This is a genomic window from Streptomyces sp. CY-1 (assembly GCF_047218265.1).
Taxonomy (GTDB): Bacteria; Actinomycetota; Actinomycetes; order Streptomycetales; family Streptomycetaceae; genus Streptomyces; species Streptomyces niphimycinicus.
In genome coordinates, this window is sequence record NZ_CP178393.1 from 6385593 (window position 1) to 6408642 (window position 23050).

Consider the following 23050-nt stretch of genomic DNA (forward strand, 5'->3'; position numbering starts at 1 on the left):
GCTACTGCACACGGTAGATTTCCAGCTTGATATTTCCCCGGGTCTCCGACCAGACGCGGGTGGAGTTTTGCAGCGCCTTGAGAATCCAGTTCTCTCGGCCGTCGCCATTGTTGAGCATCATGGATCTGCGCATCTTGTTCGACATGATGATGTAGTCCACGTACTGCCATTTCTTCTTGAACAGTTTGTCGCGGACATCCGGGTCGGACGAGGCGTTCCAGTGGGAATGCGCGTACGGGTAGAACGGGCGCACATCGTGCAGGTCACCCCACAGGTCGTCGTCCATGATGATGCGCGAATTCGGTGGTACGTGCTTTCGCACCCAGGCGATCTGGGCATGCTGCATTCCGGTGAGATTGATCTTCGACTGGTACTGGTCGGCGATCTGCGTATGGCCCTCGGTATTGGTGTGGACGAGATATCCGGTGGCCGGTGACGCCAGCAGCACAATGGCCACGAACGACGGCACGGCGACCCGGGTCACAGAATGCGCGCCGCGCATGAACCGATTGGCGAATGTGCCCTTGAGCAGCCGGTCCGTCACCATACCGAGGTTCAGCGCGAGCATGGGAATCAGCGGGGTGACATAGAAGTCCAACACCACGCTGCCGCGCACCAGATAGAAGGCGTATCCGAGGGCCAGTGTCCCGGCGATCAGAAAGCCCAGATTGCGCCTGCGGTCCCGCATGCCGATCCACAGGCAGATCACCATCGCGCACACCCCGGCGATCAGCAGGAACTTGTCCCGGACCAGCCAGCTCGTCTGCAACAGCCCGGAGTGGCTGAAGAGGGTGCCCTGGCTGCGGTTGAGCTGCCACCACAGGGTGTAGAGCAGCGAGACGTGGTCCGCTGGTGGATTGTTCAGATCGAAGTCGAAACCGCTCGGCAGCAGCTCGTTCTTGAGCAGTGCGTAGGTCACATAGGCGCCGATCGGGGCCGCCGCGGCGAATGGCCACAGGGTGCTGGTGAACCGGCTGCTGGCCGACCCCTTGACCCTCCGGTAGAGCAGGTACATGAAGCTGGGCAAGAAGAAGATCGCGTTCTCCTTGGTGATCAAGGCGACCCCCAGCGCCATCCCGCCGCCGAACACCGATCTGATCGTGACTTCTCGCCTGAGCAGCATGAACAGGCTCAGCAGCAGCCAGAGCATCATCAGGTTGTCCAGCAGGACCTGCCGCTGGAAGTAGACCGCGATCGGCGAGACGTTGAAGAGGAACGCGGTGACGGTGGCGGCCAGCACACTGCCGGACAGCCGCCGGGCGATCTCGAACAGCAGATAGACGCTGCCGACGTGCACCAGCAGCATCAGGAACCGTCCGGTGTTGATCGCGTTCCCGAAGGTCTCGAACTGCTTCGGCAGCGGGAGGACCCATCCGGCCAGGGTGATCCACCCCAGCGGGGCGTGGTCGTAGTCGTAGGTGTACGGGGACAGGCTGGTCTCCCGCACCAGCGACCACGCCCGCTGCATGTAGATGCCCTCGTCGGTGAGGTAGAGGGGGTAGCGGAACAGGTGGTAGCCGTGGGTGAGCAGCCCGGTCAGCAGGGAGGCGACCAGGGCGATTCGGCCCTTGGTCCCGAGCGGCGGGAACCAGCCGCGCTCCACGGAGAACCGCGGGCGGCGGCGCGGACCTCGCGCGGGGGCCTCGGTGGTCTTGGCTGCTGTGGTGTTCTTCCTTGTCGCGGCGTTCTTGCCTGTCGCGGCGTTCTTGTTCGCTGCGGTCTTCTTGCCTGTCGCGGTGGTCTTGCCTGTCGCGGTGGTCTTGCTTGTGGCGGTGGTCTTGGCCGTCGTGGTGCTCTTGCTCGTGGCGGTGGTCTTGGCCGTCGTGGCGTTCTTGCCTGTCGCGGCGTTCTTGTTCGCCGTGGTCTTCCTGCCCGGCGCGGTACTCTTCCTCGCCGCGGTCTTCCGGCCTTCCGCGTCGGCGGCCGTCGGCCGCGAGGGCGTGGGGTTATCCGACACGCGACTCCGCCTCCTCGGTGGTGGCCCGGTGGGCGCCTACGTGCGCTGTCTTCTCCCAGTCGTGGCGGCCGAGCATCTCGCGCCGCATGGCCCGCAGCGCGGCGTACGCGAGGACCATCTGGAAGGGGAACCAGGCGAGGGCCATGCGCAGGACGGCCTTCGGCGAGGCTTCGAGCCCATGGGCACTGGTGAACTCGTAGAGACCGACCGCCTGGACCAGAAAGTGCGCGGCCAGCAGCAGGACGGGCAGATAGGAGACAAGCGCGATCAGGACCGGCACCTTGAGGATCAGAATCATGCCGAGCGAGATCGGCAAATAGAGGCCGAGCAGCGCCTGTCCGCGCGGGAACGCCAGGACATAGACGGCGAGCCAGCGCTGTTTGCGCGTCGGCATCTTCTTCCAGGTGCCCTTCTTCAGGGTCTGCATAAAGCCCTGGCTCCAGCGGGTGCGCTGCCGGATGAAGTGGCCGAGGGTCGGCGGGGTTTCCTCCTTGGTCACGTACCGGTCGTCGTAGACGACGCGCACCCGCTCGCCCATGGCGGATATCCGCAGGCCCATATCGGCGTCCTCGGTGAGGTTGCGGTCGTCCCAGCCGCCGAGCCGCAGCAGCAGCTCACGGGCGAAGAAGACGGTGTTGCCGCCGAGCGGGATCGAGCCGTAGTGGGCGTGGTAGTGCAGCCGGCTCTTGAACCAGAAGAAGTACTCCAGGACGTTGAGCGTCGAGTACCAGTTGGACTCGTAGTTCATCAACTGCACACCGGCCTGGACCACCTTGACCTTCTCCTGGACCATCACGGTGTTCACCATGCTGAAGATCTCCGGGTGGATGTCGTCCTCCGCGTCGAAGATCGTCACCACCTCGTTGGCGGTGTGCGGAAGGGCCGTGTTGAGGCCGTGCGGCTTGTTGATCGGCTTGTCGTCGAACACCACGACCCGCACATTGCGCAGCCCTTTCCGCTTCAGCTCGTCGATCTTCTCCTCGGCCTTTTTGATCGTGCCGTCGTCGTCCTGTGAGCAGATCACGAAGACCTCCAGCAGCTCGGCCGGATAGTTGGCCCCCACCACGCGCTCGATGGTGCTCTGGATGACGTCTTCCTCATGCCGGGCGGGCAGCAGGACACTGAAGGAGATCTGGGGAGGCAGGAATTCATCCGGCGCCCTGGCCCTCCGTTCGGCATCCGCCCGGTCCCAGGTGTAGAGCATGAGGTAGAGGACGTGGGCCGACTGCACGGTGAGCAGAATCGAGACCACGATCAGCACCAGGTAGATGATGGAGACAATCATCGGCTCCGCCTCCCCCAGACCCAGCCGGTACTCGACGCGAAGTTGACCGCGAAAGCCGCCGCGATGCCGAGGCAATTCGCCAGCAGCAGATGCGTACCGCCGCGCACCAGTGACCAGACGATGAGCACATTGACCCCGAGTCCGCCGAGGACCGAGACATTGAACTTGATGAATCGCCGCAGGGACGGAGTGCCGGCCGCGAAGGTCCACCGGTCGTTCAGCAGATAGTTGTGGACCACGGCGAGTTCCACCGCTATCGCCGACGCCGCCAGAAGCGGAAGTCCGGCCCAGTGATAAAGAACGAAGAGGACCACCGTGTTCACGAGCACACCGCCCCCGCCGACGACCGCGAACCGAAGGGCCAGCCCGGGCATACCGGCCATCGGGTTCCGGACCGGGAGGACTCGCGAGAGTATTCCGGTCCGCTTACGGGCCTTGCCGGCGGAGGTATCCGCCTCTTCGTCCGGATCTCCGGTGCGCTCGCTGAACGTTCGGAAACGCTGCATCGCGACTCCCTCTACAGGAGGCTCTTATCGCCGTTGACCCAAGAGTGCGTCACCCGAAAAGGAGGTAGTACCCGCGACCGGGGGAGCGGTTGGTACACCTTCGGCGGACCCCGCCGCTCCCCCGTATTGGGGAGAGCGGGGTGCGGGGTATCCCGAGCGGTCCCCCAAAGAAGGGACGGGTCGCTCACCCTCTCGCGGGTGTCAGTACCTGCGGGGGATGCCCAAGATGAAATGGGCCCGACGGCCTTGCGTCCCGTGCGAAGAGAGTAGGTGACGTAATGTCAGGTCACGTGATGTCACGCCATCCATTCGCCGGCCGGGCCGGAGCGGTCATCGCAGCGATGACACTCGCACTGGCCACGCCGGCTGCGGCAAGTGATTCCCATTCCGGTGGGCTGCATGATTCCGAATGGGCGCTGACCGCGCTCAAAGCGGAACGCGCCTGGAAAATCAGCAAAGGTGCCGGAGTGACCGTGGCGGTCATCGGCACCGGGGTCGACGCAACACATCCGGATCTGCGCGGGCGCGTGGTCCGCGGAAAGGATTTCGCGGGCGGCACCGGCGGCTTCGGCACCCGGGACGGCGGCAAGGCGGCCGAGCAGTCCACCCATGCCGCCGGAATCATCGCCGGCACCGGCCGCAATTACCGCGGCGACGGGGTGTACGGCCTCGCCCCCCAGGCCAAGGTGATGCCGCTCGGCGTCTACCGGGATGGAAAGGCCCTCGCCGACCCCACCGCGAAGGCCATACGTCACGCGGTCGGCCAGGGCGTCCGCGTCATCGATCTGGCCGTCTCCTTCAAGCGTCCGACCCCCGCACTGCGATCCGCGGTCAAGTACGCCGTCGCCAAGGACGCCGTGATCGTGGCCGGCGCCGGCGACAACGGCAAGGAAGGCAACAAGCCCACCTACCCCGCCGCCCTCCCCGGGGTGGTCGCCGTGGTGGCCACCGACAAGAAGGGCGCTGTCTGGACCTCCTCCCACCACGGTGGGAAGACCCTCCTGGCCGCCCCCGGCGTCTCCATCCTCACCACCTCGGGCAACGACGACTACTGGACCGGCGACGGCACCGGCTTCGCGGCGCCCTGGGTCGCGGCGGGCGCCGCGCTGCTGCGCTCGGAGCACCCCCGCTGGAACGCCAACCAGGTGGTCCAGAAGCTGATCGACACCGCCGACCGCAAGGGCTCCGCGGGCCATGACCCGCGCTATGGATATGGGGTGATCGCCCCGGCCAAGGCGCTGGCGGACCGGGCCGCGCCACCGGCCTCGGCCGAGTTGTCCGCCCCCCGCCGCCATGCGGCCGCCACCCCGGCCGCCTCCGCCGCCAAAACCGACGGGGATGAATCCGCCCTGGTCACGATAGGCGTGGTGGCCGGAGTCCTGGTGGTGCTCGCGGTTCTGGCGGTGGTGCTCATCAGCCGGCGCAGGCCCCCGCCCGGCAACTCCCACAACGGCTGAGGCCGGGCTGGACTCGCCATGATCACGAAACTGTGCGGACGCGTCCGCCGCCCCCGCCCGCCGGCCGGCGGACGTAAGCCCAGGTGGGCGGGGCGGGGCATCGCCCAACTGATCGTGATGGTGCTGGTGGTCGAGGTGGTGATGGCGGCGACCACCGTGCAGGCCCTGTTCGTGGGCCCGGTGCGGCACCCGAACGGCAAGCCGTCACTCCCCGTGGCCAAGCCGTTCTTCCCGGCGACGACCCGCTTCTACACCGACCCCCACAACCCGGCCGCCACCTGGGTACGGGACCATCCGCACGACCGGCGGGCGGCGGCCATCGGCAAGCGGATCGCCGCCGAGCCCCAGGCCGCCTGGCTCACCGAGACCAATGAGTCCCTGGTCGAGGAGCGGACCCGCTCCCTGGTCCGCACCGCCGCCGCCCGGCGACGGCTGCCGGTGCTGGTCCCGTACACCATCCCGCAGCGCGACTGCCAGCAGTTCAGCTCCGGCGGCGCCGGGGACACGGCCGCCTACGGGCGCTGGAGCGAGGCCCTCGCCCGGGGGATAGGGGACGAGCCCGCCATCGTCATTCTGGAGCCGGACGCGCTCGCCCATATGAGCTGTCTCAAGCGGCGGCAGCAGAAGGAACGGTTCGCGGCGCTGTCGTACGCGGCGCGGGCGTTCCAGCGGGGGGCGCCACGGGCCCGGGTCTACTACGACGCCGGGAACTCCGGCTGGCAGCCCGCGCGCACCATGGCCGATCGGCTGCGGCGCGCCGGTATCGATCGGTACGGGGACGGGATAGCGGTCAATGTCTCCAACTTCAACGCCACCGCCGACGAGGTGCGCTACGGACTCTCCGTGATCAGGGAGCTGCGCCGGCCCCGGCTGGGGGTCGTGGTGGACACCAGCCGCAATGGGGCGGGGCCCACGCGGAAGCACAGCTTCTGCGATCCGCCGGGCCGCAAGCTGGGCAGGCCGCCCACCGCCGCCACGGGCATCCCCGGCATCGACGCCTTCCTGTGGGTCAAGCAGCCGGGGCAGGCGGACGGCTGTGCCGCCGGTGCGGGCATGTTCCTGCCCGGGTACGCGTACCGGCTGACGCGCTGACCCCTGCCCCGCTGCCCTTCTGCCCCCTGCCCCACTGACCTCCTCCAAGGCGCCGGTCACCCCGTGACCGGCGCCTTTCGCATGCCCTGAGCGCCCCGCACCAGCCCCCCATACCGGACAGAACCCCCATAAAACGGCCGAATTCTCCTACCTCAATTGAGGTAGGCGGAATTCGGTCGTTTGGTGTGCCCGGAATTCCTGCAATTGAGGTACGCAGATTTCAGTCAGCCGTACGGCGATTCGGACCGCGGTCACTGCCTAATGTCGGTGAGCGAAAGGACAAGCCACGAAGGAGCTCCCATCGATGCACAGAGTTCTCGTCGTGGAGCACCACCCACTGGTGTTGAGTGCTCTCGCCGATCTCGTTGTCGAGGAGCCCGGACTGGAGCTATCCGGAATTGCAGGGTCGGCCCGCGAAGCAATTTCTCTGGCCAACCACATGCAGCCGGATGTGGTGCTGATCGACGTGGATAAGCCCGGCTGGCAAACGCAGCGGCTGGTCCGCCTGATCGGCGAACTCCTACCGTCCGCGCGGATTGTCCGGCTGACCGCAGTCTCCGACCCGCAGATGGAATGTCTGGAATCTCCGACGAACAACCCCAGCATCCTCAAGACCGCAGTACCCGAATTCCTCAGGAGCATCACCGAATGAATTCCCCCATGGACCAGAACAACGCCCCGACCACCGAGACCAAGCGCACGCCGCGCTCGCAGCGTCTCCGCTTCGGTATCGCCGCGGCCGTCGTCGCTGCTGCTGCCGTGGGTGGCACTGTCACCGCTTTCGCGGTGAACAACACCGATGGCCAGTCGGCCACGACCACCTCCGCCGCCGGGGCCAAGGCCACCGGTGCGGGCGCCGAGGGTCCCCTGTCCACCAAGAAGGGCGACATCGTCGACTCCGACGGCAAGAAGGTCGTCCTGACCGGTGTGAACTGGTTCGGTTTCGAGACCGGTACCTACGCGCCGCACGGCCTGTGGACCCGTAACTGGGAGTCCATGCTGGACCAGATGGCCAAGCAGGGCTTCAACACCATGCGCCTGCCGTACTCGAACGAGATGTTCAAGTCGTCCGCCAAGCCCAACGGCATCGACTGGCACAAGAACCCCGATCTGAAGGGCCTCACCCCCCAGCAGATCATGGACAAGATCGTGAAGGGTGCCACCGACCGCGGCATCCGCGTGATCCTGGACCAGCACCGTCCTGACCAGTACGGCCAGAGTGAGCTGTGGTACTCGCAGAGCCTGAGCGAGAAGCAGTGGATGGACGACTGGGTCAAGCTGGCCAAGCGCTACAAGAACAACGACCGGGTGATCGGCGCCGACCTGCACAATGAGCCGCGTGGCCAGGCCACGTGGGGCGACGGCAACCCGAAGACCGACTGGCAGCTCGCCTCCACCAAGGCCGGTAACGCCATTCACAAGGTCAACAAGAACTGGCTGATCTTCGTCGAGGGTACGGACCGCCACAAGAACGAGCAGTTCTGGTGGGGCGGTGACCTCCAGGGTGTGAAGAAGCACCCGGTGAAGCTCGACGAGCCGAACAAGGTCGTCTACTCGGCCCACGACTACGGTCCGGGCGTCTACAACCAGAACTGGTTCATGGCGAAGGACTTCCCGAAGAACATGCCGGCCATCTGGGAGAAGCACTGGGCGTACATCAAGAAGCAGAACATCGCCCCGCTGCTGCTCGGTGAGTTCGGTGGTAAGAAGACCGCCGGTAAGAGCTCCGAGGCCGTGTGGCAGAACGCCCTGATGGACTACCTCAAGAAGCACCAGATCAGCTACACCTACTGGACCTGGAACCCGGACTCGGGCGACACCGGCGGTGTGCTGAAGAACGACTGGAAGACCATCGACCAGAACAAGATGAAGATGCTGGCCAAGTACCAGACGCCTCTCCTGGAGGCGAAGAAGGGGAAGTGATCGTCGGAGTGACCCCTTCGGTACACCGCCGATGACCACCTGGAGGTCATAGGCAGTGGGCAGCAGCGAGGGCCCGCAGGCAGCCGCCTGCGGGCCCTCGCCTTTTTCCCGGCCGGAAGGGAAGCGGGGCGGACCCCCGGCGGGTTTCCCTCCCGGGCCGCGGACCGCGCCCGCGGACCGGCCCCCCCACCCCCAGGGAGGCCGATGATGAAGCCCCATCCGGCGACCGGCCGGCTCTTCTTCCCCCTGGTCGCGCTCGTCGTGATCGTGGCCGATCAGCTCAGCAAGGCGATGGCGCTGGCCGCCTGGAGCGACACCGTGGGGCCACAGGCCCGGTTCGGGCCGTTCTGCGCGCTGCTGGTGCGCAACACCGGGGTGGCCTTCGGCCTCGGCCACAGCCGGCCCGCGCTGATCGTGGTGATCACGCTCGCGGGCGCGGTGGCCACGCTGGGTGCGGCCGGTGCGGGGCTGCGGGTCCGCGGCCGGGGCGCGGCGCTGGGCCTGGGGCTGATCGCCGGGGGAGCGATGGGCAACGGCGCCGACCGGATGATCCGCTCGCCGGGCCCGCTGCGCGGCGCCGTCATCGACTGGATCACGCTGGACGCCCGCGGGCCGGTGTTCAACCTCGCCGATGTGGCCCTGGTCACCGGGACCCTGCTCACCGCGGCCCTGCTGCTGCGCAGAACCTCGCGCGAACGGGCCGTCGCGCTGCCCGGCGGGGGCATGGGGCCCGACCCGATCGTCAGCCTCCGGCCTTGTGCACCGCGCCCTGATCCGCGTCCCGATCCGACCCCGGCACGCTCCCTGGGACCGTCTCCGGCTCCGGCTCCGCCTCCGTCGGCACCGCCCCGGGCACCGTCTCCGTCCCCGGGACCGGCTCGGTCGGCGCCGCCTCCGCCCCCGGTTCCCGGCTCTCCCGCTCGGCGAGGGACTCCGCGAAGTCCCTGAGCCGGTCCAGCACCGCCTCGTCGGTCACCGCGCGGGCGGCCAGCGCCTCGGTGATGCGCTGGTAGACGGCGAGCTCCCGGGCGCAGCGGTGGCACTCGGCCACATGGGCCCGCACCAGGGCCGCGGCCGGCGCCTCCAGCTCCCCGTCCAGATACGACTGGAGCAGCGGCGCGCCCAGGGGACACCGCGCGCTCCGGAGATCTCCGGTGGTCTGTCTGGTTCGGGTGGTGCGTGTGGTCCGCCACCATGTCCATCTGCTCATGCGCCACCTCGCTCCGATTCCACTCCCGCGGCCAGCAACTGGTTCCGGATCCGCTTGCGCGCCCGGTGCAGCCTGCTCATCACCGTCCCCTTGGGGACGTCCAGCACCTGTGCGGCCTCCGCGTACGACAGTCCGTCCACATGCACCAGCCGCACCACCTGCTGGTCCCGCAGCGGAAGCGCCGTGAACGCGGCGTCCACGGCCTCGTCGAACGCCGTGTCGACCACCAGTTCCTCCGGTGTCGCGTCCCGGGCCGGGACCAGCCGCTCCAGTTCCGTATCCGGATCGTCGAGCAGCCGGGGCCGGCGCTGGCGGCGCCGGCTGACCTCCGCATGCCGCATGATCGTCAGCAGCCAGGCCCGTGGATGTCTCCCGTCAAAACGGCCGACTGCCCGGTACGCCCGTAGTAACGTGTCCTGCACGAGATCCTCGGCGTCGGCACGCTGGGTGGTCAATGACATGGCCACGCGCAACAGCACCTCGACCTCGGGCAGCACATACTGAGCGAACATGCGCTGCTGATGGGCGTCCGGGTCAGCCACGGGGTGCCTCCTCGGATCCGGACCCCCCGGGACGCGAAGCACGACATATCACACTCTGTGTAACATCTCGCTCACCGCGCCGCACGGGATGATCGGCGATCCGAGTGGCAGATCGGACGTGGAGGCAGACCGGACGTTCAAGCGGGATCAGGCGTTGACGCCGTTCAGACGTTCAGGGAGACCAGGCGCTTTCCCTCGGCCGTACGGACCTCGAAGCGCTCGATGTCGGCACGCTTCATACCCGCGCCGCCATGCGCCCACAGCGGATTTCTCGCCTCCGCCTTGGGGCTGTCCTCGATCCCGTATCCCCACTCGGGCACGGACCAGGTCATCATCGTCTGCTCGTGGCCGTCCTTGGAGACCGCGATCAGGCTACAGTCCAGCGGACCCTTGAGGTTCTTCAGCCGCAGGACCGCGTCGGTGCCCCACATCTTGTCCTCCAGCGCGACCGCCGCGTTCACCTTGGTGTCCGGGTCGGTGCCCTGCACCTTGTCGGGCATCCCGGAGAAGAGGGCGCTCTCGCTGGGCGCGGCGCTCACGGAGCTGCCCGAGCCGCCGGAGGTGACCGCGATGGTGCCGGCCGGACCGCCGACGATCAGTACGGCCGCCGCCGCGACCAGGTACAGCCCGCGCCGCCGCCGCTTGGCGCGGAAGGTGGCGACCTCGCCGACCATGCGCTGGAGCAGCGCCGGGCCGGGGCGTGCGGTGAGGGTCTCGATGGCGTTGGGAGTGGCGCTGAAGGCATGCGGCGTGTGGCCCGTGAGCTGGGTCCGCCCGGGGCTGCCGTGGATCCCGGGGATGTCGGCCGCCAGATCGGCCAGCAGGGGTTCCAGTCCGGTCAGCTCGTCGAGCTGCCGTCCGCACTGGTCGCAGCCGGCCAGATGCTCCTCGAAGTAGCCGGCCTCCGCCTCGTCGAGCACGCCGAGCACATACGCGCCAACGGCGTCATGTCCCGAGTGGTGCGTCTGCGCCGTCATGCCGTTACTCCTCTCTCCTCGAGCGCGAGCTTCATCGAGCGCAGCGCGTAAAAGACCCGGGACCGTACCGTCCCGCTGGGTATGCCGAGGGTCTGGGCCGCCTCGTTGACGGTCCGGCCCTTGAAGTAGGTCTCGACCAGCACCTCGCGATGGGCGTCGCTGAGGTCCTGCATCGCGTCGGTCAGGGTCATGAGCCGCAGTGCACGGTCGATCTCGTCCTCCGCGGGCATGAGTTCCAACGGGGAGGGGTCGACCTCCTGCGGCCGGGCCTGCCGGCTGCGGTGTCCGTCGATCACGATCCGGCGGGCGACCGTGACCAGCCAGGGCCGGATGGAGCCGGTGGCCCGGGAGAGCTGGTCGGCGTTCCGCCAGGCGCGCACCAGGGTTTCCTGGACGACGTCCTCGGCGCGGTGCCGGTCGCCCGCGACCAGCCGCAGGACGAACGCGAGCAACGGCCCGGCGTGCTCCTGGTAGAGCGCGCGCATGAGGTGCTCGTCCGGCTTACCCCGCTGGGATCTTGACGGACGCTCATCGGCCACGGCGGCGTCGTCGTGCACCTGAACCTCCAGGACCTGACCTGAGTTGGACATCTACGGACGCTCCCGGTCTGAGCCCCGGGGGGGATCGGCGGCCATGTCGGCCTCTTCCCCCTTCACTACGCATGGGGGGAGGCAGCCGCTCAACGCGTCGCGAAGAAATTCCGATCAGGTGTCAGGGCCAGGGGGTGTCAGGGCCAGGGGTGTCAGGGCGCGGGCGGGTCGGTCAGGAGACCATCGCGTCCAGCAGCAGGGGCTGCACCTTGCCGTCGAGCATCGCGCCGAGCCCCTCGACCGCGCAGACGTCGGGGTGGTCGGCGATGTTCAGCGGCATACCGGTGGCCTCCCGCAGCATCGTGTCGAACCCGGGCAGCACCGCGCTCCCGCCGGCCAGCATGATGCCGCGGTCGGCGAGGTCGGCCACCAGGTCGGGCGGGCAGCGGCGCAGCACCGTGCCGATGGCGTCCAGCACTCCGGTGAGCGGGGTGCGGATGGCGCTCCGTACGCACCCGACGTCGATCCGTACGGTCCGGGCGAGCCCGGTGGCCACGTCCCGGCCGTGCACCTCGGTGCTCGGCGCGGCGCCGTCCGCGCTGTTCTTGAGCAGCAGTTGCAGCGGGCGGACGGCCTGGCTGGGCAGCATCAGCGCATGCTCGTTGCGCAGATACTGGACGACCGCGTGGTCCACGGTCTCCCCGCCCACCGGCACCCGCTCGGCGGCCACGATCGAGCCCAGCGAGAGGACCGCGACCTGGGTGGTGGCCGCGCCGCACACCACGATCATCGTCGCCTCGGGCCGTTCCACCGGCAGACCGCAGCCCACGGCGGCGGCGATCAGGGTGTCCACCAGCTCGACCCGCTTGGCGCCGATCCCGGTGAGCGTCTCCACGGCGGCGCGCTGGGCGAGCGGGTCGGCGTCGTGCTGCACGCAGACGGCGGCGCTCACCAGCGGGCGGCGCCGCCAGGCGCGCCGCAGCTTGTTGCCCAGCAGCAGCCGCAGCATCCGCTGGGCCATGTCGATGTCGACGACGGTGCCGCCCGAGACCGGCCGTACCACGCGGATGTGCTCGGGCGTCCGTCCGGTCATCCGCTCGGCCAGCGTGCCGACCGCGATCAGCCCGCCGGTGTGGGTGTTCACGGCGGCGACGGTCGGCTCGTCGACGATGAGCCCGGTACGCCTGAGGTAGACACGCGTTCTGGCCGCGCCGAGGTCGACGGCGATGGAGCAGCGGCGCAGTGCCTCGAGGCTGATGGTCATGGCAGGTCTCCCCTGTGGGCGGCGTGGCGGGCCGCCGCCCGGCGGCCCTCCGCTCTCATCGTGTGGGGACGATCAGGGCCGCTGCCTGCGGGGCTGAGCCGGTCGGGGGAGCGATTGCCCCCGGGGCCGGTGCGGTGGACCTTCGCGGGCCCGCGCCGCCTGGCACGGCGCGCCGCCCGGTTCCGGCCGGACCGCCGGGGCTGCCCCCGCATCGGATGCCTCGGTTGTCGGGTGCCCCGGGCGTCAGCCGCTGATGTGGCAGGCGCGAAGATCCACCGGACGGGACCCGGGCCGGCTTACTTCGCGTCCGCGTAGCACTCCACCGCCGCCATCGTGAGGGGGAACCGCACCGGTGTCGGTCCGAAGGCGATCCGCCCGGCCGTCTCACCCGCCTCGGCGATGGCCTCCCGGACCGCGTCGGCCTCCTCCCGGGGGCAGTGCACGATCACCTCGTCGTGCTGGAAGAAGACGATCTCCGCGCGCAGCCCCGCCCCGGTCAGCGACCGCCGCAGCGCGGCGAGCAGCAGCAGGGCCCAGTCGGCGGCGCTGCCCTGCACCACGAAGTTCCGGGTGAACCGGCCTCGCGCGCGGGCGCTCGCCGTGCTGCCGTACGACGGCTCCTCCTGCTCCCGGGGCAGCCCCGCCTCGTCGGCCGGCTCCTCGGCGCCGCCGCCCACGGGCGGGCAGGTGCGGCCCAGCCAGGTGCGCACCAGCCGCCCTTCCTCGCCCGCGCGGGCCGCATCGTCCACATACGCCACCGCCGCCGGGAAGCGCCGCCGCAGGGCGGCCAGATGCTTCAGGCCGTCGCCGGACGTCTGGCCGTACACCGCGCCAAGCAGCGCCAGCTTGGCCAGCTCGCGGCGGCCGGAGAAGGCGCGGTCGGACAGTGTCGCGTACAGATCCCGGCCGCTGCCCGCGACCTCCATCAGCCCGGGGTCGCGGGAGATCGCGGCGAGCACCCGGGGCTCCATCTGGTCGGCGTCGGCCACCACCAGCCGCCACCCCGGATCGGCCACCACCGCGCGCCGCACCACCTTGGGGATCTGAAGCGCCCCGCCGCCGTTGGTGGTCCAGCGGCCGGAGACGGTGCCGCCGGGCAGATACTCCGGGCGGAAGCGGCCGTCGCGCACCCAGGACTGGAGCCAGGCCCAGCCATGGGCGGTATGCAGCCGGTAGAGCTTCTTGTAGCGCAGCAGCGGCTCGACGGCGGGGTGGTCGATCCGCTCCAGCTCCCAGGCGCGGGTCGAGCCGAGCGCGATGCCCGCGCGGGCGAACGCCTTGACGACCTCGGCGGGCAGATCGGGCCGGACCCGGGTGCCGAAGGCGCGCGAGACCTCGTCGGCCAGCTCGACCAGGCGCTGCGGCTCCAGACCGCCCGGATAGCGCTCGCCGAGCAGCTCGTCCAGCAGCTCCCGGTGGCGGTCGGCGCTCCAGGGCACTCCGGCCCGCCGCATCTCGGCGGCGATCAGCATCCCCGCCGACTCGGCGGTGGTCAGCAGCCGCATCCGGTCCGGGTGCTCGGCGGCCTCCGTACGGACCAACTGCTCCGCGTACACCGCGAGCAGCGCTTCCAGTGGGTCGGCGCCCGGCGGCAGCGGTGGCGGACCGGGCTCGAACAGCGACGGCTGGGCCCCGGCGGCCCGGGGCGGCGGATCCTCGGGGACGGGCAGCCCGCGCAGCCGCGCCCAGGCGGCGGCGAGCGAACGCGGTGCGCCCGAGCGCCCCTCATGGCCGAGGAGCAGGGCCTCGGCCGCCTCGATGTCATAGGCCCGCTCGACCCGGACCCCGGCGGCCAGCAGCCGCGGATAGACCTCGGCGGTGGACCGCCACACCCACCGGTCGGCCTCGGGGCGGGATCGCACGGCCTCCGCGATCCCGCCCTGGGCCGCCGTGACCTCGACCACCGGCCCGGCGGCCGTTCCCCCGGGGTCGAGCGGGCAGAGACGAACACCCCCGTCGTCCGTCTCCGCCGCCGCCCACCTCATGCCCGTGAGTCTCGCAGGGGGGTCTGACAACGCTCCGGCACGAGGCCCGCTCAACCCGGAGGGGGACCCGGACGTCATACATGACGACTGCTCTTCTTCACTCCGGGCAGGAGATGCCCGGTGTCGGGTGATCATGCAGATACGCGTGGTGCACGTGCATCTGCCGGTGTATCTACCTGTGCATAAGCAGATGCATTTGCCCATGCGTTTGCAAAGGAACGCAGCTATGATCCGAGAAAGTTGACGGCTGCACGCATGCACGAACAGTGGAGAAGCCCAGTGCGCGACCACCCCTACAACGGCATGGCGGCCGCGGACCTCCAGGGGGTCGTCTGGCAGAAGAGCAGACACAGCAACTCCCAGGGCTCCTGTGTCGAGTTCGCCAAACTGCCCGGTGGGAACGTGGCTGTCCGCAACTCCCGGTTCCCCGACGGACCGGCGCTGATCTACACCCCCGCCGAGGTCGAGGCGATGCTGCGCGGCGCCAAGGACGGCGAGTTCGACCATCTCGCGCATGATTCGGCCGGTCTGGGCTGATCGCCGCGGACGCGCGACACTGGTAGTGGCGAGCGGGGGCACCCGACTGATGTGAGACGGCGATGAACGGCTCGGTCCGGGTCGGACACGTACTCGGGGTTCCACTGCGGATGCACTGGAGCGTCCCGGTGCTGATCGTCCTGCTCGCTTACGGGCTGGGCCACCAGACGCTGCCCGCGTGGACCCCCGGCCGCAGTGGCACCGCCTACGCCCTCGCCAGCGTCGTCGGCGCCGTGCTGCTGATGGGCAGCCTGCTGATGCACGAGGCCGCGCACGCGGTCGCCGCCCGCCGTAAGGGCGTCTCGGTGGAGGACGTGACGCTGTGGGCGCTTGGCGGCATGACCAAGATGGGACGGCCCCGCACCGCCGGGGTCGCGTTCTGGGTGGCCGTCATCGGGCCGCTCACCAGCCTGGTCATCGGCGGTGTCGCGCTCGGCGCGGGGATCGGGCTGCGCACGCTCACCGGATGGGGGGTGCCGACCGCCGTTCTGATCTGGCTGGGCTGGGCCAATCTGCTGCTGGGCGTCTTCAATCTGCTGCCGGCCGCGCCGCTGGACGGCGGCCGGGTGGTGCAGGCGGCGATCTGGTGGCGCACCGGGGACCGGGAGCGCGCCGACCGGGCGGCGGGGCGCAGCGGCCAGATCCTCGGCGCGGCGCTCATCGCCATCGGCTGGATCTCCTTCCTGCGCGGGAACACCGGCGGGCTGTGGCTCTCGCTCATCGGCCTCTTCATGGTGATCATCGCCAACGCGGAGCGGCAGCGGGCCGGGGTCAATACGGCGCTGCGCGGGGTGCGGGTGGCGGACGCCATGTCGGCGCCGGTGGCCGCCGGGGCCGACTGGCTGACCGTGGGACGGTTCATCGACGATGTGGCGGCCCACTCCCGGCATTCGGTGATGCCGCTGCTGGACTTCGAGGGACAGCCGAGCGGGGCGGTCCGGCTGCGCGCGCTGGCGGCGGTGCCGGCCGAGGCCCGGGAGACCCAGCGGGTGCGCGATGTGGCGACGCCGCTGTCGCGCTGCACCGTGGCCGAGCCGGGTGAGCTGCTGAGCGAGGTGCTGGAGCGGGCGCGTCCGGGTGGCGGCGGTATGCCGGTGCTGGTGGTGGACCACGGGCAGCTCGAGGGGATCGTCACGATGCACGATGTGAACCGGCTCTTCCAACTGCACGGCCTGGGCATCACCACGGCCCCGCCGGAGTCCACCCGCCCATGACCGCTGATGCGGAAGGGGCGCTCGGGCGTGGGGGAGGCTTATGCCGGGGGGAGATGGAAGACGGCCCAGACGATCTTGCCGTGTGGGGTGCCCGGCAGTGGCTGCCAGCCCCAGCCGTCCGTGAAGGACTCCACGAGATGGAGCCCGCGCCCGGATTCCTCGCCGCAGCCCGCCTCGCCGGCCACCGGGCCCACTTCGCTCGGGTCGCGTACGGCGCACACCAGCCGTGAGGGGCCGCGCATCAGATGGAGCCGCACCGGCCGCTCCGGCTCACCGGCCGTCGCGGCGGGGCCGGGCAGGGCGTGCCGGAGCGCGTTGGTGACCAGTTCGGAGACGACGAGCGCCACTTCGTCGAGGAGTTCGGGGATGTTCCACTGCCGCAGGGTGGAGCCGGTGAACTGCCGGGCCCCCTTGACCGCCTCGAAGCGGGCGGGAAGCGCGCAGGAGACGGATCCGGAGACGGCGGCGGGATCGATCGCGGTAAGCCCTTGCCACAAGGGTTCCAGCAGGGCCGGACCTTCGCTCCCCATGCGAGCACTCCTGCATCCGTGGCCGTGACGAACTCTGGCCAGATTTCGTACCAGCTAGCACGTGCGCACAGCCTATGGTTCCGAATGCGCACGTCGGATGCAAGGGCAAATGCACGTGCACGCACATCGGTTGGTCCGACTCGATCGGTTTTAGTCGGATATCTGACTCCGTACACTGATGTACAACCTCGGGCTGAGTAACGACACGCCTACGGCGCGGAGCCCGATCAGTGGCAGACTTCACCCTCAGAGGCTGCGGGGGCGCCGTTCGCAAGGATGCTTTCCGTACAGGGAGGATCGCGGAAATGGCCGCAGGCGAGTCGAGTGGATCGGTCGTGCGCCGTATCCTCCTGGGCTCTCAGCTCAGACGGTTGCGCGAGGCTCGCGGCATCACCCGCGAGGCGGCGGGCTATTCGATCCGGGCCTCCGAATCCAAGATCAGCCGCATGGAGTTGGGCCGGGTGAGCTTCAAGGCGCGGGACATCGAGGATCTGCTCACGCTGTACGGGGTCACCGACGACGCGGAGCGCGCGGCACTGCTCGGGATCGTCCGCGAGGCCAATGTCGCCGGGTGGTGGCACAGTTACGGCGATGTGCTGCCCGGCTGGTTCCAGACCTATGTCGGCCTGGAGGGCGCCGCCTCCCATATCGCCTGCTACGAGGTCCAGTTCGTACACGGTCTGCTCCAGACCGAGGGCTACGCCCACGCCGTGGTCACCCGCGGCCAGCCCCAGGCGTGCACCGAGGAGGTCGAGCGGCGGGTGGCGCTGCGCCTCGAGCGGCAGAAGCTGCTGGTCTCCGAGCGCGCCCCGGCGTTCCATGTGGTGCTGGACGAGGCCGCGCTGCACCGCCCTTACGGCGGGCGCGGCGTGATGTCCGCCCAGTTGCGCCATCTGATCACGGTCTCCGAGCATCGACACGTGACGCTCCAGGTGATGCCGTTCGCCTTCGGCGGGCATGCGGGGGAGAGCGGGGCGTTCACCCGGCTGCGGTTCCCGGAGTCCGACCTCCCCGACATCGTCTATCTGGAACAGCTCACCAGCGCGCTCTATCTGGACAAGCGCGATGAGGTCGCCCAGTACGAGCGGGTGTTGGAGCGGCTCAGCGCGGACAGCCTGTCCCCGGAGAAGAGCCGGGATTTGCTCCGCGGACTCCTTCACGATGCCTGACTCGTCAGTAGGATGACGTTCTGTCAGGAATACCCCCACCCGTGCGCGGCTGTCCGAGCGCGGCACCGCGTCCTGTAGATAGGGATGGCATGTCCTACTTCTCCGAGTTGGCCCTTCAGTTCATCGACGGCGAGTGGCGCGGCGGAAGCGGTTCCTGGGACATCGTCGACTTCAACCCCTACAACGGGGAGAAGCTGGCCTCCATCACCGTGGCGACCGTCGAGGAGGTCGACCTGGCCTACCGGGCGGCCGAGCGGGCCCAGCCGGAGTGGGGCGGCACCAACCCCTACACTCGGCGGGCGGTCTTCGAGCGGGCGCTGCGGATCATCGAGGACCGGGAGAAGGAACTCACCGAGACGATCATCGCGGAGTGCGGCGGCACCCATGTGAAGGCGGGCTTCGAGCTGCATCTCGCCAAGGAGTTCCTGCGGGAGGCGGTCCATTTGGCGCTGCGGCCCGAGGGCCGCATCCTGCCGTCGCCGGTCGACGGCAAGGAGAACCGCCTCTACCGGCTGCCGGTGGGCGTGGTCGGTGTCATCAGCCCGTTCAACTTCCCCTTCCTGCTGTCGCTGAAGTCGGTCGCCCCCGCGCTGGCGCTCGGCAACGCCGTCGTCCTCAAGCCGCACCAGAACACCCCGGTGTGCGGCGGTGGTCTGGTCGCCAAGATCTTCGAGGAGGCCGGGCTGCCCGCCGGGCTGCTCAATGTCGTGGTCACCGACATAGCGGAGATCGGCGACGCGCTGATCGAGCACCCCGTACCGAAGGTGATCTCCTTCACCGGCTCCGACAAGGTCGGCCGGCATGTCGCCACCGTGGCCGCCTCCCACTTCAAGCGCACGGTCCTGGAGCTGGGCGGCAACAGCGCGCTGGTCGTGCTGGACGACGCCGACCTGGACTACGCGGTCGACGCGGCCGTCTTCAGCCGCTTCGTCCACCAGGGGCAGGTCTGCATGGCGGCCAACCGGGTGCTGGTGGACCGGGCGGTGGAGCGGGAGTTCACCGAGAAGTTCGTGGCCAAGGTGGAGACGCTGAAGGTGGGCGACCCGGGCGACCCCACCACCCACATCGGCCCGCTGATCAACGAGGGCCAGGCCGAGGCGATCGCCTCGCTCGTCGAGCAGACGATCGCCGAGGGCGCCACCGCACTGGTGCGGGGAAGCGCCGAGGGCGCCCTGATGGGGCCGACCGTGCTCAGCGGGGTCCCGGAGGGCGCGGCGATCCTCGGGCAGGAGATCTTCGGCCCGGTGGTGACGCTGATTCCGTTCGACGGCGACGAGGAGGCGGTCCGGATCGCCAACGACACCGACTACGGGCTCAGCGGGGCCGTGCACACCGGGGACATCGAGCGCGGGGTGCGGTTCGCCCAGCAGATCCACACCGGCATGATCCATGTGAACGACAGCACGGTCCACGACGAGCCGATCGTGCCGTTCGGCGGGGAGAAGCACTCCGGACTGGGGCGGCTCAACGGGGAGTCGATGATCGAGGACTTCACCACCACCAAGTGGATCTCCATCCAGCACGGCCGGAGCCAGTTCCCGTTCTGACTCGACAGGGAACGCGCACCGACACGCGGACAGAAGCTGACCGCAAGCCTTCCTAACGTGGGGTTCATCGAAGGGCGCCGGACCCGGGCGCCCTCCAGATGAGAGGCGGCAGCCATGCCCGTGATCGTGAACCCCGAGGCATGCAACGACGAGCGCGGCGCGCTGCTCGCGTACCTGGACGCACAGCGCGGCGGCATCCGCCGCTCGGTGCACGGCCTGACCGAGGAGCAGGCCCGCAGCACCCCCAGCGCGAGCGCGCTCTCGCTGGCCGGGCTGCTCAAGCATGTGGCCACCGGCGAGCGCGGCTGGCTCCGCGTCCTCCAGGGCAAGGCGCCGGGGAACGCCAAGGACCAGATGGCCGAGTGGGAGCACACCTTCGAGCCCACCGAGGACGAGACGGTGGAGGCGATGCTCGCCCTGTACGACGAGGTGGCGCGCGAGACCGAGGAGGCGGTGCGGGCCCTGCCGTCGCTGGACACGACCTTCGAGGCCCTCCGGCTGCCCTGGGACGAGGGCGGCACCCGCACCTGGCGCTGGGCCATCCTCCATCTGATCGAGGAGATCGCCCGGCACGCAGGTCACGCGGACATCATCCGCGAGACGATCGACGGCAAGGGCGCCTTCGACCTGGTCTTCGAGACGGGCGCGATGCCCGAGCCGGACTGGTCGATCCTGGAGGGGTGATCCGCCGGGCCCGCCGACGGCCTAGCCTGGTCACCGCGGGGCCGGGACCAGGATGGAGAAGAGCGGGCGATGTCAGCGATCCGGTTGCTGGTGCTGGGGGCCGTGCGCCAGCACGGGCGGGCGCACGGCTATCAGGTCCGTAACGACCTGGAGTTCTGGGGTGCCCATGAGTGGTCCAATGCCAAACCCGGCTCGATCTACCACGCCCTCAAACAGATGGCCAAACAGGGCCTGATGCGCGCGCACGACGTCGCGCCGAGCACGGTCGGCGGGCCGCCGCGGACCGAGTACGAGCTGACCGAGGTGGGCGAGGAGGAGTACTTCCGGCTGCTGCGGGACGCGTTGCTGCGCCATGACCAGAAGATCGACGAGCTGACGGCCGGGGTGGGTTTCATCGTCGACCTGCCCCGCGCCGAGGCGATCGCCCTGCTGAAGCAGCGGGTGGCGGCGCTGGAGGAGTGGCGGGCCGAGGTGACCCGGCACTGGACGCCACCGGACGGCACCCCCGAGGAGTGGGGCCATATCGGCGAGATCATGAAGTTCTGGGTGCACTCCGCGGACAGCGGCGCGGTGTGGACCCGTGGGCTGATCGAGCGGCTCGAGGGTGGGGCGTATGTGATGGCGGGTGAGGGGGAGCGCTCGGTGGAGGTGCTGCCGGAGGGGGTCCCCAACCCGTACGCCGCACCCGACGCGGACTGAGGAAGGCCATGCCGAAGGAGGACGGCTGACGACGGCCCTCGCCATTAATCAAGTTTGACTAGCGACGGTCGCGGGCAGTACCTTCCGGTCCTTGTAGTCAAACTTGACTACGAGAGCTGGAGAAGCACCGAAGGAGAGGGGAAGACCTTGGCCGACAGCGATCCCGCGATCGTCGTCGAAGGACTGCGGAAGACCTATCGGGACAAACAAGCCCTCGCCGGGCTCGATCTGACCGTCCCGCAGGGCACCGTGCACGCCGTGCTCGGCCCCAACGGCGCGGGCAAGACCACCTGCGTACGGATCCTGGCCACCCTGCTGCGGCATGACGGCGGCCGGGCCGAGGTCGCCGGGTACGACGTGCTGCGCGACCCCGACCAGGTCCGCTACCGCATCGGCCTCGTCGGGCAGCACGCAGCGGTGGACGAGGAGCTGAGCGGACGGCAGAACCTGGAGATGTTCGGCCGCCTCTACCACCTGGGCGGCCGGCAGGCCGCAGCCCGCGCGGACGAGCTGCTGGAGCGGTTCGGCCTCGACGGCACCGGCGCCAAGGCCGTCAGCCAGTACAGCGGCGGGATGCGGCGCAGGCTCGACCTCGCGGCGAGCCTCGTGATGCGGCCGCGGATCCTCTTCCTGGACGAGCCGACCACCGGGCTCGACCCCCGGGGCCGTACGGAGGTGTGGAACGCGGTCCGCTCGCTGGTGGACGGCGGTACGACCGTGCTGCTCACCACCCAGTACCTGGAGGAGGCGGACCAACTCGCCGACCGCGTCTGTGTGATCGACGGCGGGCGGACCATCGCCGACGGGACCGCCGACCAGCTCAAGGCCCGGCTCGGCGGGGACCGTATCGAGGTGGTGGTGCGCGACGCGGGCCAACTGTCCGCCGCCGCCTCGGTCATGGGCCGGGCGACCGGCGCCGGTGAGGTCGAGACCGACCCCGACCGAAGGCGGCTCGGCGCGCGGGTCACCGACCGGGTCGCCGCGCTCACCGAGACCGTACGGGCGCTGGCGGCGGCCGGGATCGAGGCGGAGGACATCGTGCTGCGCCGCCCCACCCTCGACGAGGTCTTCCTGCATCTCACCGGCGAACCGGCCACCGCGGTAAGGCCCGAGGCGGACACGGCCAAGGAGGAGACCCCCGTATGACGACCGCGACCTTCATAGACTCCTGGACCATGACCCGCCGCGGACTCGCCCACTGGGCCCGGCAGCCCGTCCAGGTGGTCGTCCAACTGGTCTTCCCGGTGATGATGCTGCTGATGTTCGCCTACTTCCTCGGCGGCGGGATGACCGTCCCGGGCGGCGGCGACTACAAGGACTTCCTGGTGCCGGGCACGCTCGCGCTCACCATGGTGTTCGGCCTCGAAGGGACGATGCTCGCCATCACCCAGGACCTCAACAAGGGAGTCATCGACCGCTTCCGCTCGATGCCGATGGCCCGCTCGGCGGTCCTGGCCGGGCGCAGCGTGCTGGACATGCTCCAGTCGGCGCTCGGGCTGCTCGTCCTGCTCGGGGTCGGTCTGGCGATGGGCTGGCGCTGGCACGGCGGACTTGGCGACGGGCTCCTGGCCGTCGGGCTGCTGCTGTGGCTGCGGTTCGCGATGCTGTGGCTCGGGATCTTCCTGGGCATGGCCGCCGGACGCCCGGAGATGGTGCAGGCCGTGCAGATCCTGGTCTGGCCGGTGGGCTTCCTCTCCAATGTCTTCGCCTCGCCCGAGACCATGCCCGGCTGGCTCGGTGCCCTCGCGGTCTGGAACCCGATGTCGGCGACGGCCACCGCGATCCGCGATCTGTTCGGCGGCCCCGGCGGCGGCGGCGAGGGCTGGGCCGCGGACCATGCCCAACTCCTCGCGGTCTGCTGGCCGCTGGCGCTGATCGCGGTCTTCGCGCCGCTCGCCGTGCGGCGTTACGGGCGGCTCAGCCGCTGACGACCGCCCGGGGC

Annotated in this window: 22 protein-coding genes and 1 pseudogene; 13 read left to right on the plus strand and 10 right to left on the minus strand. The window is 69.6% G+C overall.

The annotated features are described in order from the left end of the window. Position 1: 1 nt before the first annotated feature. From ACK1X7_RS27585 to ACK1X7_RS27595, 3 genes are read right to left on the minus strand one after another with little or no spacing between them, the layout of a single operon-like run. A complete protein-coding gene (locus tag ACK1X7_RS27585; protein ID WP_413115779.1) occupies positions 2–1957 on the minus strand; it encodes an ArnT family glycosyltransferase in 1956 nt (651 codons plus the stop codon). Continuing rightward, on the minus strand, positions 1947–3242 hold the full coding sequence (locus ACK1X7_RS27590) for a glycosyltransferase (RefSeq protein ID WP_385143932.1): 1296 nt from the start codon (positions 3240–3242) through the stop codon (positions 1947–1949). Before ACK1X7_RS27590 ends, ACK1X7_RS27585 begins: the two co-directional genes overlap by 11 nt. Then, a complete protein-coding gene (locus ACK1X7_RS27595; RefSeq protein ID WP_413115780.1) occupies positions 3239–3748 on the minus strand; it encodes a GtrA family protein in 510 nt (169 codons plus the stop codon). The genes ACK1X7_RS27590 and ACK1X7_RS27595 overlap by 4 nt, the downstream gene beginning before the upstream one ends. Positions 3749–4215: 467 nt before the next feature. On the opposite strand from ACK1X7_RS27595, the gene ACK1X7_RS27600 reads away from it, so the two are divergent. From ACK1X7_RS27600 to ACK1X7_RS27620, 5 genes and pseudogenes are all read left to right on the plus strand, one after another. Further along, positions 4216–5205: a S8 family serine peptidase gene (locus ACK1X7_RS27600; RefSeq protein WP_390793154.1), complete on the plus strand. Its 990-nt coding sequence runs from the start codon at positions 4216–4218 to the stop codon at positions 5203–5205. An 18-nt stretch (positions 5206–5223) separates the two neighbouring features. Then, on the plus strand, positions 5224–6297 hold the full coding sequence (locus ACK1X7_RS27605; RefSeq protein WP_390793153.1) for a glycoside hydrolase family 6 protein: 1074 nt from the start codon (positions 5224–5226) through the stop codon (positions 6295–6297). Between the two features lie 304 nt (positions 6298–6601). Continuing rightward, positions 6602–6949 (plus strand): response regulator, encoded by a 348-nt coding sequence (locus ACK1X7_RS27610; RefSeq protein ID WP_385143924.1) that lies wholly within the window; start codon positions 6602–6604, stop codon positions 6947–6949. Next, the gene (locus ACK1X7_RS27615; RefSeq protein WP_383142262.1) at positions 6946–8220 is read left to right on the plus strand and encodes a glycoside hydrolase family 5 protein; all 1275 of its coding nucleotides are present in this window, start codon (positions 6946–6948) and stop codon (positions 8218–8220) included. The genes ACK1X7_RS27610 and ACK1X7_RS27615 overlap by 4 nt, the downstream gene beginning before the upstream one ends. 291 nt (positions 8221–8511) lie before the next feature. Continuing rightward, positions 8512–8835: pseudogene (locus ACK1X7_RS27620) on the plus strand (signal peptidase II); the annotation flags it as partial. 127 nt (positions 8836–8962) lie between these two features. On the opposite strand, the gene ACK1X7_RS27625 reads toward ACK1X7_RS27620, so the two are convergent. The 6 genes from ACK1X7_RS27625 to ACK1X7_RS27650 all read right to left on the minus strand — a co-directional run bounded on the left by ACK1X7_RS27625 (position 8963) and on the right by ACK1X7_RS27650 (position 14728). Continuing rightward, positions 8963–9430, minus strand: a complete 468-nt coding sequence (locus tag ACK1X7_RS27625; RefSeq protein WP_390793152.1) for an anti-sigma factor family protein — start codon at positions 9428–9430, stop codon at positions 8963–8965. Further along, positions 9427–9972 (minus strand): RNA polymerase sigma factor, encoded by a 546-nt coding sequence (locus ACK1X7_RS27630; RefSeq protein WP_385143920.1) that lies wholly within the window; start codon positions 9970–9972, stop codon positions 9427–9429. Before ACK1X7_RS27630 ends, ACK1X7_RS27625 begins: the two co-directional genes overlap by 4 nt. 164 nt (positions 9973–10136) lie before the next feature. Continuing rightward, positions 10137–10949 (minus strand): anti-sigma factor, encoded by an 813-nt coding sequence (locus ACK1X7_RS27635; RefSeq protein WP_413115781.1) that lies wholly within the window; start codon positions 10947–10949, stop codon positions 10137–10139. Then, positions 10946–11539, minus strand: coding sequence for a sigma-70 family RNA polymerase sigma factor (locus ACK1X7_RS27640; protein ID WP_385143916.1), 594 nt, complete (start codon positions 11537–11539; stop codon positions 10946–10948). The genes ACK1X7_RS27635 and ACK1X7_RS27640 overlap by 4 nt, the downstream gene beginning before the upstream one ends. Before the next feature lie 172 nt (positions 11540–11711). After that, on the minus strand, positions 11712–12743 hold the full coding sequence (locus ACK1X7_RS27645; protein ID WP_385143914.1) for a rod shape-determining protein: 1032 nt from the start codon (positions 12741–12743) through the stop codon (positions 11712–11714). A 296-nt stretch (positions 12744–13039) separates the two neighbouring features. Next, entirely contained in the window at positions 13040–14728 is a 1689-nt protein-coding gene (locus ACK1X7_RS27650; RefSeq protein ID WP_385143912.1) for a bifunctional 3'-5' exonuclease/DNA polymerase, read from the minus strand. Between the two features lie 255 nt (positions 14729–14983). Here ACK1X7_RS27650 and ACK1X7_RS27655 point away from each other — a divergent pair, with 255 nt between their 5' ends. Beyond that, positions 14984–15265, plus strand: coding sequence for a DUF397 domain-containing protein (locus ACK1X7_RS27655; RefSeq protein WP_413115782.1), 282 nt, complete (start codon positions 14984–14986; stop codon positions 15263–15265). A gap of 62 nt (positions 15266–15327) precedes the next feature. Then, the gene (locus ACK1X7_RS27660) at positions 15328–16479 is read left to right on the plus strand and encodes a site-2 protease family protein (RefSeq protein WP_385143910.1); all 1152 of its coding nucleotides are present in this window, start codon (positions 15328–15330) and stop codon (positions 16477–16479) included. Between the two features lie 38 nt (positions 16480–16517). Here the strand turns inward: ACK1X7_RS27660 and ACK1X7_RS27665 are convergent, their stop codons facing one another. After that, positions 16518–17009, minus strand: a complete 492-nt coding sequence (locus tag ACK1X7_RS27665) for an ATP-binding protein (RefSeq protein WP_361493481.1) — start codon at positions 17007–17009, stop codon at positions 16518–16520. Between the two features lie 305 nt (positions 17010–17314). Between ACK1X7_RS27665 and ACK1X7_RS27670 the strand changes: the two genes are divergently transcribed. From ACK1X7_RS27670 to ACK1X7_RS27695, 6 genes are all read left to right on the plus strand, one after another. Continuing rightward, a complete protein-coding gene (locus tag ACK1X7_RS27670) occupies positions 17315–18178 on the plus strand; it encodes a helix-turn-helix domain-containing protein (protein WP_385143908.1) in 864 nt (287 codons plus the stop codon). Positions 18179–18267: 89 nt separating this feature from the next. Further along, on the plus strand, positions 18268–19725 hold the full coding sequence (locus tag ACK1X7_RS27675) for an aldehyde dehydrogenase family protein (RefSeq protein ID WP_385143906.1): 1458 nt from the start codon (positions 18268–18270) through the stop codon (positions 19723–19725). Positions 19726–19839: 114 nt separating this feature from the next. Beyond that, positions 19840–20409 carry a DinB family protein gene (locus tag ACK1X7_RS27680; protein WP_385143904.1) on the plus strand — a complete coding sequence of 190 codons (570 nt, stop codon included), beginning with the start codon at positions 19840–19842 and terminating at the stop codon, positions 20407–20409. Positions 20410–20478: 69 nt separating this feature from the next. Then, complete coding sequence (locus ACK1X7_RS27685; protein WP_390793151.1) at positions 20479–21108, plus strand: PadR family transcriptional regulator; 630 nt, start codon at positions 20479–20481, stop codon at positions 21106–21108. A gap of 147 nt (positions 21109–21255) precedes the next feature. Beyond that, a complete protein-coding gene (locus tag ACK1X7_RS27690) occupies positions 21256–22254 on the plus strand; it encodes an ATP-binding cassette domain-containing protein (RefSeq protein WP_385143900.1) in 999 nt (332 codons plus the stop codon). Then, positions 22251–23036, plus strand: a complete 786-nt coding sequence (locus tag ACK1X7_RS27695) for an ABC transporter permease (RefSeq protein ID WP_385143898.1) — start codon at positions 22251–22253, stop codon at positions 23034–23036. The genes ACK1X7_RS27690 and ACK1X7_RS27695 overlap by 4 nt, the downstream gene beginning before the upstream one ends. Positions 23037–23050: the final 14 nt, after the last annotated feature.